The sequence below is a fragment of the Olivibacter sp. EAT-5 genome (genome assembly GCF_044784325.1).
Taxonomy (GTDB): domain Bacteria; phylum Bacteroidota; class Bacteroidia; order Sphingobacteriales; family Sphingobacteriaceae; genus Olivibacter; species Olivibacter oleidegradans.
This window is the reverse complement of sequence record NZ_CP173028.1, coordinates 1,287,284-1,304,670: the sequence shown is the minus strand read 5'-3', so window position 1 is coordinate 1,304,670 and position 17,387 is coordinate 1,287,284. Positions and strand designations below refer to the sequence as shown.

Here is a 17,387-nt window from a genome sequence, read left to right as displayed (position 1 = left end):
AGAATAAAGAAAGGATTCATATGAACAGAAGTATACTAAGCTTGATCGTATTTTTAACAGTCGCGCTTAGCGGATCGAATGTGTTAGCCCAGGGTACGAAAGAAGATTACAATCGAGCCAATAATTTACGAGAATTAATAAAAGGTAAAACACCTGGCTTAACTTCCAATCCAATATGGATAGATTCAACACACCAAGCTTTCTATTGTGTAACAACAGAAAAAGGTAAGCAGTTTGTGATAGCTGATTGCAGTCAGCAGAAAAAGAGACCTGCATTCGATCATCAGCAACTAGCGCAACAGCTATCAGCTTCAAGCGGCGTACAGGTCGATGCGGAAAATTTGCCCTTGACGCAGTTTAGTTATTCGATAGAGCGGAAGCGATTAACTTTTGCCGCTTATGAAAAGGGCTGGGATTTAGATTTATCTTCGGGAAAAGTGGAAGAAAATAAAGAATTTACAGCACGCTTACAGAACGGGAGAGGATATTGGGGAAAGCGATTTAAAGGTGCACAGGATCGTAAGACCTTTTCACCGGACAGCCAATGGGTAGCCTATATAAAAAACTATAATGTGTATATTCAAAGAAGGAAAGGCAACGATAAGGAAGTTCAGTTGAGCTTCGATGGTTCTGCCGGGGAATACTACGATGCTTGGATGGCTTGGTCGCCCGACAGCAAAAAGTTGGCAGCCATGAAGGTCAGGAAGAACGAAGATCATACGCTTTATTTAATTGAGTCGTCTCCTGACGAGCAGCTACAACCTAAGTTACAAACGCGCGATTACCTAAAACCTGGCGATGCATTACCACAGCGTACGCCAACGTTGTTCATCGTCGAGGAAAAAAAAGTAATGGCAATGCCCGCAAGTTTGGTTGAAAACCAATACGATTTATCTTTTCCTGCATGGCGTAAGGATAGCCGTTCGTTTACTGTTGAATACAACCAACGCGGCCATCAGCGTTATCAAATAATTGAAATGGATGCTCAGACCGGCGTAGCAAGGGTGTTGGTGAATGAACAGAGTAAAACTTTTATTGATTATAGCGGAAAGAAATATCGTTATGATGTGGCGGATGGAAAGGAAATTATTTGGACTTCTGAACGCGATGGTTGGAATCATCTGTACCTCTATGATGGTTTATCCGGGAAGATCAAAAATCAAATTACAAAAGGTGAATGGGTGGTTCGGAAAGTCGTTCATGTCGATGAAAAAACGCGACAAATCATTTTTGCCGCTAGTGGTCGGGAAAAAGGACAAGATCCTTATCTTATTCAGTATTATCGCATCAATTTTGATGGAACAGAATTAAAGGCGTTAACGAATGAAAATGCTAATCATGATGCAAGTTTTTCACCGGATCATAAGCTGCTTGTTGACCAGTATTCGCGGGTTGATTTAGCTCCTGTTACTTGTATAAGACATGCGGTTACCGGAAAAGTACTGATGGATTTGGAAAGAGCTGATATCCGCCCATTAATAGCTACTGGATGGAAAATGCCGGAGGTTTTTACATCAAAAGGGCGCGATGGCGAAACAGATATATGGGGCATCATTGTTCGTCCAACTAATTTTGACCCTGATAAACGGTATCCGGTAATAGAATATATTTATGCCGGTCCCCACAGTTCCTTTGTACCAAAAAGTTTTCAGACCCTTGTTCCCTACGGTGCGCAAGAGCTTGCGGAATTGGGCTTTATTGTCGTACAAATAGATGGCATGGGAACGTCCAATCGGTCAAAGGCCTTTCATGACGTTTGTTGGAAGAATTTGAAGGACGCGGGGTTTCCGGATCGTATTGCTTGGATGCGGGCAGCCGCTAAAAAATATCCATACTTAGATTTAAGCCGAGTGGGGGTTTATGGTACCTCCGCAGGTGGACAAAGTTCCGCAGGAGCCTTGCTTTTTCATCCTGAATTCTATAAGGTCGCGGTATCCTCCTGTGGCTGTCACGACAACCGAATGGATAAAATGTGGTGGAATGAGCAATGGATGGGATATCCCATTGGTCCGCACTATGCCGAATCATCCAATGTCGAAAATGCCTATCGCCTTCAGGGAAAGTTAATGCTGATTGTGGGCGAATTGGATGATAATGTTGATCCCTCTTCTACTCTTCAGGTAGTAAACGCCTTAATTAAAGCTAACAAGAACTTTGACTTTTTAATGGTGCCGGGAATGGGACATTCCTCCGGTGGCGATTTTGGAGAACATAAAAGAAGAGATTATTTTGTAAAGCATTTGCTTGGGGTAGAACCACCGGCGTGGTAAGACAATTTAGTAACGATGATGAGTGACGAAGCGTCTCACTGCTTTTTCAATTCATATACGAAGTTTAGCTTCGGTTGCTCTCCAAAATAAGCTACTTCTTGCTCGGCGATTTTCGTAGCGCCGAGCCTGCTGACGGCTATCTGTGAACGAAGATTACCTGCGCCAACTTGAAAGTACACCCGGTTCACAAATTGAAAAGCATAAGCGAGCATCAATTTTTTCACCGCGGGATTTAAGCCTGTACCCCAAAATTGGGTAGCGAGGAAAGTGTAACCGATCTGAATGCTATTATCTTCTTCGTTATAGGAATAAAAACGAGTACTGCCTGCTACGAGGTCTGTTTCCTTATCTATAATTTTAAAGGCTCCCTTACTTTGCATAGCGCCTTCAAAAAATGTACGGAAAATAGTTTCTTGCCACCTATCTTTATTGGGATGTTGTTCCCATACCTTTTTATCCGAAGCGATGGTATATAAATCATCAAAATCGGCTTCTACTAAAGGAACTAACAATGCGCGTTCATTTTCTAAGGGAGTTTGTATTGAAAACATGATGTTACTTTTTATACGAAGGTATATATTAGTGGTTTTGTTTATGTAGTCCAATTTTTAGAAACTGAATAGTCCAGTAATTGATGTCCAAACAGTCTAAAAGTAGGGCAGGGATTACCTTCGGTGAACTCCGTTGGTCGGTTTCGTTTTAGTATATAGATGAAGGTGTTTATATTAAAGGAACGTTTTTTTGTCACTTTCTTCCGCAGAAAGTAACCAAAGACTCATCGCTTGGAACTTTGCTACGATGGTAGTGCTTCAACCTGCAAGCCGCAAACTTCCTAGGCGATATTCAGCTGAACGAAGAGCTTTTGCGGGCAGCCATAGGGCCCCGAGTGTCGGATAAACGGCCTTGGAGGATACCGAAGCAACGAGCAGTAAAGCATTTGCACGTCTGTTCATATTGCAGTATCCAAGCGGATTGAGGAAGTGAAACGGCTCCAATACGCGCCAGTGATGCTTTGTCATCAGGTGCAAGGTAGCCTACACTGCCTTGATCTTTGTGTCGGTTTGGATCAAGTGGCTGTTGCACAACTCACAAGCGTTGATAACTTGTTTTAATAAAATCCTTGAATAGTAGTAAATTAGGTCATGCAAGGAAGAAAGACCTATCAAGAGAAACTGTTCATCCAATTTCAACTTTCGGACTATGTTCCGGTGGATAATTTTTATCGGCGGCTAAAAGAGACTTTGGATTTTGAGTTTCTGTACGCGACTACATCTAAATACTATGGCAGTGAAGGTCAGAAAAGCATTGATCCGGTTGTTTTCATGAAACTGGTCTTGGTAGGTTATCTGGAGAACCTTAACAGCGACAGGCGTATCATCAGCACTGCGGGAATGCGGATGGACATTCTTTATTTTCTTGGATATGACCTTGGCGAGGAACTGCCGTGGCATTCCACGCTGAGCCGTACCCGTCAGCTGTACGGTCAGGAGGTTTTCTGCGAGCTCTTCAAGCGGGTGCTGGGCCAATGTATCGAAAAAGGGATGATATCCGGCAGGAGGCAGGCAGTCGATGGTGTGTACGTGAAGGCCAATGCCTCACTGGACAGTATGGTGCAGAAGGATATACTCGAAGATGCGGAGAATTATGCAAGGGAGCTGAAAGAGAATGAAGAAAGCCCATCTCCCCGCAGCGTGGAAATGAAAAAGACAAAGGATCGTCACTACCCTTTACTCAGACCAAAAAAGAACCCGCATAACGATACGCATATCAGTCCTTCCGATCCCGATGCAAAAATGTCGGTAAAAAAAGGGAAAGCAATGGCGCTGAACTATCTGGGGCAGGTCTGTGTGGATACGGCATCCCATATGATTACCCACATACAGGCCTTTACAGCAGACAGGAAAGACAGCATGTGCCTGCCTGTTCTGTTGCCACAGCTGGTGGATAACCTGAAAGAACAGGGCTTAAATATGGAGGAGCTTCTGGCTGATACGGGATATAGCAGCGGAGAGGCCCTGAAAGCTTTGGAAGACAATAATATCATAGGATATATACCCAACAGGCCGCAGTTTATATACGAAAGGGCCGGTTTCACCTATGATCACGATGGAGATTATTACATCTGCCCCAACGGTAAACAGTTGACCTATAGAGGTACAGGTATGAGCCTGGGATATCTGAACAAATACTACAGGGCAAACAAAAAAGAATGCAATGTATGCCCCTTACGCGATAAGTGTACTGTGTTTAAAAATAAAAGCAGGGGTGCGTTGATACAGGAGACCGTTGACAAACCCTATTATGATAGAATGCACCTGCGTATGCAGACAAGGAAAGCTAAAATCCTGATGAAGAAACGGCAGAGCACGGTTGAGCCCGTCATCGGCACACTGGTCAACTACCTGGGAATGAAAAGGGTAAATACCAAAGGACTCGCCCAGGCCAATAAATGTCTGACTATGGCCGCAATTGTCTACAACCTTAAAAAAATGCTAAAGTTCAGCCCGAAAAAGCGGATCGACAACCTGCAAAGAATAAAATTGGCCGGAAAAAGACTTGTGCAGTTCATTTTCGATCAGTTAGACCTATTCGTTCCCGCCACCTGACCGCCTGTTTTCTAACTTGGCAAAGTGCCGGAGAATGCCTGTTAAAACATGTGCCAAATCCAAATCTTTAAAATCTTAAAAAACAGGTAGTGCAACAGCCACTCAAGCCAAAGCGACAAAAAAGTTGATTAATAAAAATGTTCCTTTTTTAAAGGCGAAATCCCTGGTTGAACTATCGACAAACGTTAAAATAAGCTTACTTTAGGTCAATATTCGGTTTCAATTGAATAAGTGTCTTGTTTACATTTGTGTATTGAAGCAATTTTTTCATAAGCTAAGATATACATGAACAGAGAGATGCATATACCAACGACTGGCATTGACAAAGGGCTTACACGGAGTCTTCTATTTATACCATTTTGTATATTATTGACTTTCATTTGTTATGCGCAAGATCCATGGAAAGCTCTTGCTCAGCGGCCGGAAACTTTAGGGCTCGCCGGTGGGAAGGAGAGCTATCGTACCCAATCATTTAATCTCGTGCTCATTAAGGAATCACAGACGGTTGCGGCCTTGCAACCATTGAACGACTTAGCATTTGACTTCACGCCAGGTGATCGACTGGATTTGCGTAAGGCGGATGGACTTTATCAGTTAGGTGACATTAATTTGCGTTTAAGGCAGGTCGGATCAGTGGAATGGAAAGATTACTCGTCCGCAAAACATCGGAGTAAGGTACAGGCTTTGCCGCAAGCGGGGAAAGTATTAGCGGCGGCTGATTTAAGTTCTACTTTAGGGAATGACGTTCCGATAAAGATTAAGCGTTATTGGGAACAGGTAGATGGAAAGCTGATTCTTCGTTTTGAACTTACTAACAACACGGAACAAGGTGTCGAAATAGGAGCCCTCGGAATTCCCATGATCTTTAATAATATCTTGCACGAGCGAAGTTTGGATGAAGCACACGCAAAAAACGTTTTTTTTGATCCTTATATAGGCATGGATGCAGGGTATCTACAAGTGGCGCGTTTGAGCGGGAAGGGAGAAGCACTGTTGGTGCTTCCCTACGGCAAAACACCGTTTGAAGCCTACAGACCACTGCTAGATGATCCAACCCCGAGGGGCATTACTTTTGAAGGTTTTCACGAATGGACGGTGCATAGTAAAGCTTATGCGGAAAAGGAATGGAAGGGTGTTAGCCAGTGGAATGAACCTACTTCAGTGATCTTAAAGCCGAAGCAAAAATTAAGTTATGGATTGCAATTTGTGTTAGCAGCAGATATTACACAGATCGAGAAAGCCTTAAAAACGAATCACCGACCTCTTGCCGTAGGAATACCCGGTTATGTATTACCACAAGATGTAGACGGAAAATTATTCCTCGATTATGAAGAGAAAATCCAATCGGTTAAAGTATTTCCAGAAGGAGCGCTATCCTTAAACAGAGAAAAGGGACAAAAAGGAAACTTACAATCTTATCGCATTAAAGGAAACAAATGGGGCAGGGCAACTATAAAAATTCATTATGCAGATGGCAATGTGCAAACGATCCATTATAAAGTCATTCGACCTGAAACACAGGTGATGGATTCTATCGGCCACTTTTTGACCACCAAACAGTGGTTTGATCGAGCGAATGACCCTTTTGGGCGGAACCCATCAGTTATTTCATACGATTATGAAGAGCAAAAGCAAGTAACACAAGATCGCCGCGCTTGGGTTGCCGGGTTAAGCGATGAAGGTGGTGCCGGAAGTTGGTTGGAAGCCATTATGAAGCAATTAGTGCAGCCTAATAAGGAAGAACTGCAAAAGTTACAAGCCTTTGCGCACGAAACATTGTGGGGAAATATTCAGCACAGCGAAGGACCTCAGAAGTATGGCGTTAAAAAAAGTGTGTTTTACTATGAGCCGGACTCCATGCCGGCAGGTACTTACGATCCGAATATTAATTATAAAGTTTGGTCGGCCTGGAATAAAAAAGGGGCAGATGATGTTGGCCGATCCTATAATTACCCGCATGTAGCGGCTGCACACTGGGTGCTGTACCGACTGGCTCGGTATCATCAGGGGCTGGTAGATCGCGAAAGTTGGCAATGGTATTTAGATAAGGCTTTTAACACGAGCATGGCCATGGTGAAACAGGCCCCTTATTACGCACAATTTGGCCAGATGGAAGGAACAATATTCCTGCTTATACTACAGGATTTAAAGGCAGAGCATATGTTGGTGGAGGCACAAGAGCTGGAGACAGCTATGAAAGCACGAGCTGACCATTGGCGTACATTAAATTATCCGTTTGGGAGTGAGATGCCGTGGGATTCTACCGGACAAGAGGAGGTATACATGTGGTCCGATTATTTTGGCTATCAAGATAAGGCGGCTGTAACACTAAGTGCGATTATGGCGTATATGCCTACTATGCCACATTGGGCCTATAATGGTAATGCGCGCCGTTATTGGGACTTTCTTTATGGAGGTAAAATAGCGCGCGTCGAGCGGCAGATTCATCACTATGGTTCGGCATTGAATGCGATCCCTGTACTGAAAGCCTATCGTGATCAGCCAGAAAATCTCCATTTATTGCGTGTGGGCTATGGAGGCCTAATGGGCGCGATAGCTAATATTACGGAGGATGGCTTCGGTCCTTCCGCTTTTCACTCTTACCCGTCTACCTTAGCAAATGATGCCTTATCAGGAGATTACGGTAGTGGTTTCTTTGGCTATGCAATCAATACGTCGAGCTATCTAGTGCGTCATGAAGATTTTGGATGGTTAAGCTTTGGTGGTAACATTAAAGAAGAAAAGGATTGGGTTGTGCTAAAGCCGACTACCGCTGCAAAATCGAAAATATTTATCGCATCGGCCAAGCTCTGGCTAAGCCTCGATGCGGGCCAATTCAGTGAAGTTGCGTACAATGTAAATACAAAAGCTATACGTATTAAGCTTGCTGCTAAAAATGCTTTTACCCCACAGGCCTTTTTGCGATTGAGCCAAGATAGTAAAGTAGCGAGCTATTCTTTGGATAAAAAGCTGGATATCGAAAGGGGCGCTTATCTGATTCCATTGTATAGCGAAGAAACGATATTAACATTGACTGATAACAATAATAACTAAGAAAAACATACTAAGATAATCTATGGTAGGGGCCGCTTCGAAAGAGGCGGTTCCCTTTTTGTTCATATTCGATGATACATTGTTAAAATCTGGTTAATTTCGGATAAATGTCTTATGTAGATTTGTGTGGAAAGCTAAGCGGATGGCTAGTGGCTAATCAATTGTAACGTATTCCATTTTTTTCCGAGAAAAATATCCGGGGATAAACCCGAAAACTAAAGATTTTGTTTCATGTGTGTTTGACTATCCGCCGTGAGGCGGATGGTCTTTTTAGCTTTAGCGTGAGATGGACAGCATAGTAACAAATCCATACAGACTCTTTGACTGCACTAGGAGCGACGGCTACATAGTGCAGTCTTTATTTATTCATGAGGGCTTCTACCTTTACGGGTCGCCAGGAGAGTAAAATAGAGGATATCCATCCTTTCAGATTACTATTTATTTCCTGAAACTTCGCAGATATGAAAAGCATGTAACAAACTGGTTAAAAATTGAAATGTTCCTGTTAAAATCCGGCAAGTAAGGCTTCTCATTTCATTCTACATTTGAAATATAAATGTTTAAATGACATTTATATACTAACGCTATCCAATTATTTATTTATCAGAACCGAGGAAATCACTGCGAGATCTAACTTTTGTGTATCCACACGATGTATTAACTATAATTTAAATTTGTATGCAGACAAACTACCAAACCAGTAAAAGGCGTCTCAGTTGGACGTTTTTAATGCTGTTGCTATTTTCCGTAATGCGAGTACAAGCGCAGGAACAGATAACAGGACATGTAAAAGATTCGAGAGGACTTCCATTACCAGACGTGAGTATTGTGCAAGACGGAGAGGGTATCGGTACGAAAACTGATGAATCAGGAAAATTTTTACTCAAGTTACCGAAGCTTGGTGTTAAGTTAATCTTCCGATCTATAGGGTATAAGAATTACGAGCTGGTTGTGACCAACTCAAATAATCTTGAAGTAGTGATGGAAGATGATATCGCCGGGTTAGATGAGGTTATGGTTACGGCCTACGGAACGAGCAAAAAATCGTCCTTTACCGGGTCGGCTACCGTCATTGATGCGAAGCAGCTTGAAAACGTAAACACTTCCAACGTTGCGCAAGGCTTGCAAGGTCTTTCCGCAGGTGTGCAGGTCACAAATACTTCAGGACGACCTGGAGCGAACCCAACTATTAACATACGAGGTATCGGATCATTAACGGCAGAAATGGCGCCCCTATACGTCGTCGATGGAGTTCCTTCCGACGTGAATTTAAATGCTTATTCTCCGTCGGACATCGAGTCTATCACCGTGATGAAAGATGCGGCTGCTACTTCGCTTTATGGTTCAAGAGCGGCAAATGGCGTGATTATGATTACCACGAAACGCGGCGCGAGCGGCAAAGCGAGGGTGAATGCACGGGCCGCTTGGACAACTAGTGATTTTGCCGTGAAGTTTCCTGAACGAGTATCTCCCGCCAAACAATGGGAATTGGCGTGGGAAGGCTTGTACAACGATGCGCGAGATTTTGATGGAAAATCCGATGAAGAAGCGCGAGAGTACGCGAGTAACCGGGTACCTTCTGTATTTTGGAATACGACGCCCCTCTATGATGCGAACGGTAACCTGATCAGGAATTATCGTTCGGGTTGGAACATGGATTACCCCGTGGGTTTGGACGGGAAAATAAAGCCGGAAGCGCAACGCTTATGGGATTTTGATCTGTTTGATGAAGCGTTCAACTATCGTTTAAAGCAAGATTACGGAGTGGATTTTAGCGGGGCAATGGGCGAAAATAATACCTATTATGCCTCCTTTTCCTACCTGAATGATAAGGGCGTTCATATCAGCGACGGTTTTAAACGTTACACCGGAAGAGTGGCCTTGAATTCAAAGATCAACGATTGGTTCAGTATGAGTAACTCCATTATGTTTATGAACAGTGCGGATGTAAACGGTGGCTTTGATGCACGGGTGTTTCGTGTGATGCCAACGGAATATTCAGCCTATTTATGGGACTATGAAACCAATTCATATGCGATAAGTCCTTTTACCGGAAAACCGCAACTAGATGAGGGTGTAGCTAACGGTCGTGCCTGGTGGCCTCGATGGAGTGCCTATGGAGCGTTAACAGAAGCAAAAAATAGCCAAACCGATAATTTACAAACCGTATCTGCTCTTACGTTCCGATTGTTAGACGGGTTAAGCCTGAAAACGACTTATTCGTTCCAACTGATTGACAACTTCTATAGTATGTGGAAAAGTCCTGAACGTGAGAATCAGCTGCTTCCATCAGAAGGTTATGTGCAGCGCGACAACTACCGATCTTATTCGCACACAGTTAATAATGTGTTAACTTATGATAAGACCTTCAATAACTTGCACCATATCAACGTACTCGCTGGGCAGGAAATTTATTCTTATACTACTTCTGGTTCTGGAGTAACCCGCTCAGGACTTGCGCTTCCTTACTTTAAAGAAATCTCACTTGCATCTAATGATCCAACTGCGTGGTCAACCTTTGGACGTTATGGTCTCGCCAGTTTCTTTGGTAAAGCGGAATATGATTTTGATAATCGCTTTTATATATCGAGTAGCATTCGTACTGACGGATCTTCCCGTTTTCATCCTGATCATCGATGGGGACAATTTTATTCTTTAGGTGCTTCTTGGCGTATCTCTGAAGAGTCCTTTATGGAGAATACACAAGACTGGTTACAGAACCTAAAACTGAAAGCCAGTTACGGTGAAGTGGGGAATGATCGCGTAGGAAATTACTATGCTTATCAAGCTTTATACGGGCCAACAAGCTATGTTGGAACTGTCGGTGTACGATTAAATCAGTTAGAGAATGAAAATATAAAATGGGAAACGAATATTCAAACGAATATTGGGTTTGAATTTTCAGTTTTTAACAAACTTTCCGGAAGTGTAGAATATTTCACACGTAAGTCACAAGATCTTTTGTTAAACAGGCCATTGGCCCCTTCTTTAGGAATGGATGCAATTTTAACCAATATTGGAGATGTGCAGAACAAAGGATGGGAGGTAGATCTGAATTATTCAGCCGTCCGAACAAAGGATTTTGATTGGAATGTTTCGTTAAATGCCACTAGCTATAAGAATATAATAACAAGTCTACCAAGCAAAGAGGAGCAATATAGTCAGGGTGTTGCCATTTTTAAATGGAAAGAAGGCGGGTCGCGTTATGATATTTATGCCCCCAGTTTCGCCGGTGTCAACCCCGATAATGGACATAACCAATGGTGGAAATATGAATTTGACGGAAACGGAAATATTATTGGTCAGGAAAAGACAGAAAACTACAATGAAGTGAATGTGAACGAACAACGCATCAATCAGGGTTCTGTATTGCCTGATGTTTTTGGCGCATTCACCAATAATTTTCGATACAAAAGCTTAGATCTTTCCTTTATGCTTTATTATAGCTTCGGTGGTAAGCTATATGATTACAACTACTCAGAAAGTAATGTATTGCGGGAGAATTTTGCCGCCTACGATAATTTGGATCGCCGTTGGCAGAAACCGGGAGATGTAACCGATATCGCGAAGATCTATACGTATCGTACATTTGATGCTTTTGCCAATGCGCGTTACAGCGATCAATATATATTCACTAATAATTTCGTACGCTTGAAAAATGTGATGCTGGGGTATAATTTACCGCAGTCGTTAGTGTCGAAGTGGGGCCTCTCTGCATTAAGAATCTATTTCCGAGGAGATAATCTACTCACCTTTGGCAGTGCAAAAGGCCGTGGTACGGATCCCGAGAACTATGGTAATGGTTTAGTTGGTGTAGTGGATGCTAGTTCAGGTGTTCCTGCATTAAGGAGTTATTCTTTAGGTTTAAACGTGTCTTTTTAAATGAGGCGTAAAAATATAACAAAATGAAATTTATAAATAAAACTTTAATAGGTCTATTGACAACGATGCTATTGCTAAGCACTGGTTGCGAGAAATTCTTGACAGAAGAGCCAACTTCTGATTTGACCAATACAACGGTTCTGCAAGATGTTACCGGTTTGAATTTACTGTTACAAGGTACTTATCGCATGATGCGAGATGGAAACAATGGAAGCAGTGATAATCCAGCGACATCTAGTCCTTTAGGAATTAAATTGTTATCAACCGTTTCAGGTTTGGATATGATGGTCAATCAAGAGCAGGTAGGTAATAATTGGTACTTCTATACTTATAGTAACCAACGTTACGATGCGACTAGCGGTGTCACATCTACGATGTGGACTACCATGTATAGGGTTATCAATAATACCAATATTATCTTAGAGAATGTGGACCAAGCAATAGGAGGGCAGTCAGAGAAGAACGCAATTAAGGGACAGGCCTTGGCTTTACGAGCCCGTTGTTATTTTAATTTGGTTCGTATGTATCAACACACATACATCATTGCTAAGGATAAGCCAGGTGTCCCTCTACAATTAACTTCCGATTTAGATCCAAAAGCGAGAGCAACCGTAGAAGAAGTCTACAATCAAATCATTGCTGATCTAACTAACGCTGAAACTTTATTAATAGACTTTAATCGCCCTAGTATTAATTATTACAATGTTGACGTTGTCAATTTTCTTTTGGCAGAAGTGTATCTTACCATCGAAGACTGGGTTAATGCACAAAAATATGCCAATAGAATCCGTACAAACTATGAATTGATGACGACGGGTGAATATAAAGCAGGCTTTTCTTCACCTAATAAAGAGTGGGTTTTGGGTTATGAACAAGGTTCGCAAGATTACTGGTGGTATGATTCGCCTGCCTGTTGGTTTGATTTTGGACAAAATAATGCGCCTTGGCAGGCCGAACAAATTTTACCATCCAATTATTTTGTTGAGGTAATAATGAAAGATGATCCACGAGCCCTTTTTATTGAAAATCCGTTGTACCCCGGGAAATATGCTGCCACGAAATTCCGGGAATTGCGGGACGAGCCTCCATATGGCCACCTTTACGATTTTCGGGCAGCAGAAATGTATTTGGTAGAAGCAGAAGCAGCAGCAAGACAAAATGATTTACAAACTGCTTTACAAGTGTTAAATACCCTACAGCAAGAACGAGGCGCAGCGGTAACGAGCACCTCGAGTCAAGAAGCGTTAATCGATGCCATTTTACTGGAACGGCGAAAGGAAATGTGGGGGGAAGGTCTTGAATGGTTCGATATTCTGCGCTTGCAATTATCGGTGGAACGGACAAGTGCACAAGGGCATTATCAAAATGTCAGCGTTCCAAAAAACTCCAATAAACTGATTCTCATGATACCTGAAAAAGAAGTGATTAACAACAGATCATTGGAGCAGAATCCAAACCCAAGCCAAGTCCCGGTGTTTGTTCCGTAGTTTGAAAAAGTATATTTTGAGCGTATATCTATCAGTTGTAACATAAAAACAACTGATAGATTTTTATTTGTTAACGGGATAATTATTTACATTCGTCCTAATTTTATCGTCAAATCCAAATACATGTTATGCCTCCAACAACTTTAGAGGAAATCCAAAATTTTGAAGGAAAATATCCAAAACAACTCTGGTATCTCTTTACCGTAGAAATGTGGGAACGCTTTTGCTTTTATGGTATGCGAGGGATATTGGCCCTGTTTATGGTGGATCAATTGGCTTTAAATGATCGGGAAGCGAACCTCAAATATGGTGCTATCCAGGCTTTTGTGTACGCCTTCACTTTTATGGGGGGCATCGTAGCGGATAAAGTCTTAGGTTTTAATAAATCCCTGATTTTTGGCGCTTTGGTAATGATTGCAGGTAGTACTTTAATTGCTATTTCACCAAATCATTTCTTTTATATTGGAATTTCCTTATCTATTATTGGTACAGGCTTTTTTAAACCCAATATTTCTTCGATGGTTGGTCAGCTATACAAACCCACCGACACACGGAGAGACGCTGGTTTTAGTATGTTTTACGCGGGTATTAATATTGGATCGTTTTTGGGCGGTATCCTGTGCGTTTATCTTGGAAAATACGTGAATTGGAGTTCCGCCTTTGCTGCGGCAGGTGGGGTAATGTTGATCGGACTCATTACTTTTCATTTCTCAAAAAAACAATTGGGCCCCATTGGTTTATCGCCGCTGTTACATCAACCAAAAGGAAAACGTAGACGCAATGAAATACTCGTTTATTTTCTAGCCTTACTGGCGATCCCCTGCATCTTGATCATGATTCAAAACACGCAGTATACCGACCTTTTTATGTATACAATCGGTCCGATAGCGCTAATATATTTCTTTTATGAATGGTTCAAACTGTCGGATAAGCGGTTTCGGTACCCTCTGTTAGCGGCACTGATCTTCATTATCGCTTATATTTTCTATATCGCATTCTTTGAGCAAATGGGTGGTTCTTTGAGTTTGTTCGCGGCTAATAATTTAAAACATGAGCTCCTTTTCTTCCAAATCGATCCCAACATGATCAATAATTCATCGGGAGCGCTCTTTATTGTACTTTGTAGCTCGCCCTTGGGAATGTTATGGATTTGGATGGCGAAGAAGAAGATCGAGCCCAATACCTTAATTAAGTTTGGCATCGGATTCTTTTTACTGGCTATCGGATTCTATTTGTTTTTCGCAACTCGGTTTTATGCAAATGAACAGGGTAAAACTTCTTTGAATATTTTTACACTTGCTTGGTTTTTTATCACTTTGAGTGAGCTATGCATAGGTCCAATCGGAATGTCTGTCATCACTAGATTGTCTCCCCAAAAGCTGACGGGTATGATGATGGGACTTTGGTTCCTAGGGAGCGCTTACGGGCAATATGTTGCCGGTTTATTGGGCGCGGATATGTCCATTACCGATGAAAAGGCCTCTTTATATGATAAGTTATTGGCCTATACGGAAGGTTATAAGCAATTAGCCTTATATGCCGTATGGATAGGTATTGGCTTGATACTGATTAACCCCATCATGAAGCGTATGATGCGCGCTAAATCCGGAGGTTAATCAGTCATGTAATCGATCTAAAACTTATAACTAAAGCTGGCAGCGAAGTTGCGGAGCCTCTGTGGGTTAACCGACCAATAACCTATATAATATTCCTTATTGGTGATGTTATTTAGGTTAAAGGATATGCGATAATGTGTTTGGTTATAAAACAGCCCTGCATTGAGTAATACATAACTTGGTAAATCAAATTCGCCCGTTATACTACTATCAATTACCCGATATTTACCAGCATAATTACCTCCGACGCCAACACCGAAATGCTGTAATTTCCCGCTTGTGAACCGATAACTTGCCCATAAATTCGCAAGGTTTTGTGGACCTTGACCTCCAATCGCGCGGCCGGGTTCACTATAAAAATCCGCTTCATCACCTGCTATAACCTCGGTTTTATTGTAACTATATCCAGCAATTAGATTGAGCCCCTGCATGGGGTTGGCATTCACTTCAACCTCAAAGCCCTTACTCTGAACTTTACCTCCCTGTAATGAGTTGTTTACATTAGCGGGATCCGGCGATACCCTATCTGACACCTTAATATTATATACCGATACGGTGGTATTTAAACGTTCATTGAACAAATCGGTTTTTATACCATACTCGAATTGATTAGCCTGCTCAGGTTTAAACGATTTTATGCGCGGATTACTTCCATCGGGATCAGCAACTGAACGAGGGGCTACATTGATAAAAGCGTTCATATAATTGGCAAAAAGGGACACCTTATCCAAAATAGGTTGATAAACTAGGCCAAACTTTGGAGATAATGCTGTCTGGTTAAAATCATCTTCCAGGTCGCTTTTTTCCCCTTTTGAAACGAAATGATCAACCCGTAAGCTTGCCATTGCCGATAGTGCGGGTGTAATGTTCAATACATCGGAGACATACGCACTATACGAACTGTTACTCACATTACTGTTGGCACCCCCCGTGCCTGCTAGAATCTGGTCAACGAAAGCGCGCGAGAGGTAAACAGGTGCAATCGTGTCAGTGGTACCCGGTTTGATATATTCCACTTCTGCTTGTTGTGGGGTAACTTTTCTTACGGCCGCTGTGCCTGAGCCATTATCAATAACATTTCGGCTAAAGTAGTTTAATCCTACCAATAAGCGATTCCGAAGTCCAACAATGTTGAAGTCGCCGTTAAAGTTTTGCTGAATATTGGTTACACTGGTTGTTTGTCTTTCTTTATGAAAAAATTGGTCAAAATACGAATCGCTGATTCCGTCGTCCCAGATATAGGTGTAATAACCATCAGACTTCACAGTCCCTCTTGAAATAGCCGTTTGCGAAGTCCATTGTTCTGATATTTTGTAGAGCATTTGACCCTGTAGATTAAATCGTGGATTTTTAATGGTCATGTCATTATTGGTAAATGATAGATCATTATTCAAGTTAAGTTCTTCGAGCGATTTAAATGGTAGCGGTCCGGTACGGTCTGAATGAAAAAATACAGGTGGAACGGCACGCTCTTCTTCAAGAATTTCTGCCATCAAATGGAAAGACAGTCGATCGTTTACCTCATAAACCAACGATGGAGCTATGAAAAAGGACTTCTTGAAACCCGCATCTTGGAAGCTGTTTTCATCGTGATAGGCTGTATTGATGCGCAGCGCTATTTTTTCTGTTTTACTTAAAGGGGTATTAATATCTGCTGTTACCCTGTTTAGTCCGTAACTTCCCATTTGATAAGTGATCTCACCACCGAATTCATAATATGGTTTCTTGGTGATCGTATTGATCATCCCTCCATAACTGTAGAAGCTGCCGCCGAATAAGGTGGCTGAAGGTCCTTTGATCACTTGTATTTCTTCGATATTGATGGGGTCGAGGTTTCCACTCGTTAAGCCTGGTAAACCATTGTACATAATGGGTTGAGAGTCAAATCCCCTTAATGCAAAGTAAGAGGCTCCATCACCCGCCCGCCCTGTTGATTCCCAAGTACGCGTAATGCCCGGTACATTGCGTAAAGCATCGTCAAAGTTGGTAAGCCCTTGTTCTTTCATCGTCTCTGATGATACGATGCTATATACTTGCGGGTTCTCCAATTTCTTAAGCGGCATTCGTGCAACGTAATTGTCCTTTTTATTTAGATTTTTAGTGGACACAAGCACTTCTTGCAAGGTAGCGGCGTTTTCCGCCAACGAAAAATTTATTGTTAAGGGACTGCCTGGTTTTACCTCGATCGTTTTTTCCTGTTTTTCTAGTCCTACAGAAGTTACTTTAAGCACATAGGACCCAGGAGTAACGCCCTTTATAGAATAACTGCCGAATTTGTCCGTTACCGCTCCGAGGTTAGTACCATTTACGGTGATACTCACCAATTCGGCAGGTTTTCCGTCCGAAGTACGGATGGTACCGTTTATACTGGTGACTTGGGCGAGGGCCGAGCCGTAAGTCCATAAAAAAATAAAAATAAAGAAAGTAAACCTTTGTAGCATGGGTATTTAGATTTTTGGGAGCAAATATATT

The 17,387-nt window shown here is 42.1% G+C and carries 9 protein-coding genes; 6 read left to right on the top strand and 3 right to left on the bottom strand.

What is annotated here, in order from left to right; genetic code table 11:
• Positions 1-20: 20 nt before the first annotated feature.
• Positions 21-2,270 (top strand): DPP IV N-terminal domain-containing protein, encoded by a 2,250-nt coding sequence (locus ACH11B_RS05315; RefSeq protein ID WP_377609902.1) that lies wholly within the window; start codon positions 21-23, stop codon positions 2,268-2,270.
• A 35-nt stretch (positions 2,271-2,305) separates the two neighbouring features.
• Here ACH11B_RS05315 and ACH11B_RS05310 read toward each other — a convergent pair whose 3' ends face one another.
• Positions 2,306-2,821 (bottom strand): GNAT family N-acetyltransferase, encoded by a 516-nt coding sequence (locus tag ACH11B_RS05310; protein WP_130854826.1) that lies wholly within the window; start codon positions 2,819-2,821, stop codon positions 2,306-2,308.
• Positions 2,822-3,079: 258 nt separating this feature from the next.
• Positions 3,080-3,289: a hypothetical protein gene (locus ACH11B_RS05305; protein WP_130854827.1), complete on the bottom strand. Its 210-nt coding sequence runs from the start codon at positions 3,287-3,289 to the stop codon at positions 3,080-3,082.
• A gap of 123 nt (positions 3,290-3,412) precedes the next feature.
• Here ACH11B_RS05305 and ACH11B_RS05300 point away from each other — a divergent pair, with 123 nt between their 5' ends.
• From ACH11B_RS05300 to ACH11B_RS05280, 5 genes are all read left to right on the top strand, one after another.
• A complete protein-coding gene (locus ACH11B_RS05300) occupies positions 3,413-4,876 on the top strand; it encodes an IS1182 family transposase (RefSeq protein ID WP_404274010.1) in 1,464 nt (487 codons plus the stop codon).
• Between the two features lie 285 nt (positions 4,877-5,161).
• Complete coding sequence (locus ACH11B_RS05295; protein ID WP_377612020.1) at positions 5,162-7,930, top strand: DUF5695 domain-containing protein; 2,769 nt, start codon at positions 5,162-5,164, stop codon at positions 7,928-7,930.
• A 678-nt stretch (positions 7,931-8,608) separates the two neighbouring features.
• Positions 8,609-11,812, top strand: coding sequence for a TonB-dependent receptor (locus ACH11B_RS05290; protein ID WP_130854829.1), 3,204 nt, complete (start codon positions 8,609-8,611; stop codon positions 11,810-11,812).
• 23 nt (positions 11,813-11,835) lie between these two features.
• Positions 11,836-13,299 (top strand): RagB/SusD family nutrient uptake outer membrane protein, encoded by a 1,464-nt coding sequence (locus tag ACH11B_RS05285; RefSeq protein ID WP_377612018.1) that lies wholly within the window; start codon positions 11,836-11,838, stop codon positions 13,297-13,299.
• Between the two features lie 128 nt (positions 13,300-13,427).
• On the top strand, positions 13,428-14,915 hold the full coding sequence (locus ACH11B_RS05280; protein ID WP_130854831.1) for a peptide MFS transporter: 1,488 nt from the start codon (positions 13,428-13,430) through the stop codon (positions 14,913-14,915).
• 17 nt (positions 14,916-14,932) lie between these two features.
• On the opposite strand, the gene ACH11B_RS05275 is transcribed toward ACH11B_RS05280, so the two are convergent.
• Positions 14,933-17,356: a TonB-dependent receptor gene (locus tag ACH11B_RS05275; RefSeq protein WP_149105115.1), complete on the bottom strand. Its 2,424-nt coding sequence runs from the start codon at positions 17,354-17,356 to the stop codon at positions 14,933-14,935.
• Positions 17,357-17,387 lie beyond the last annotated feature (31 nt).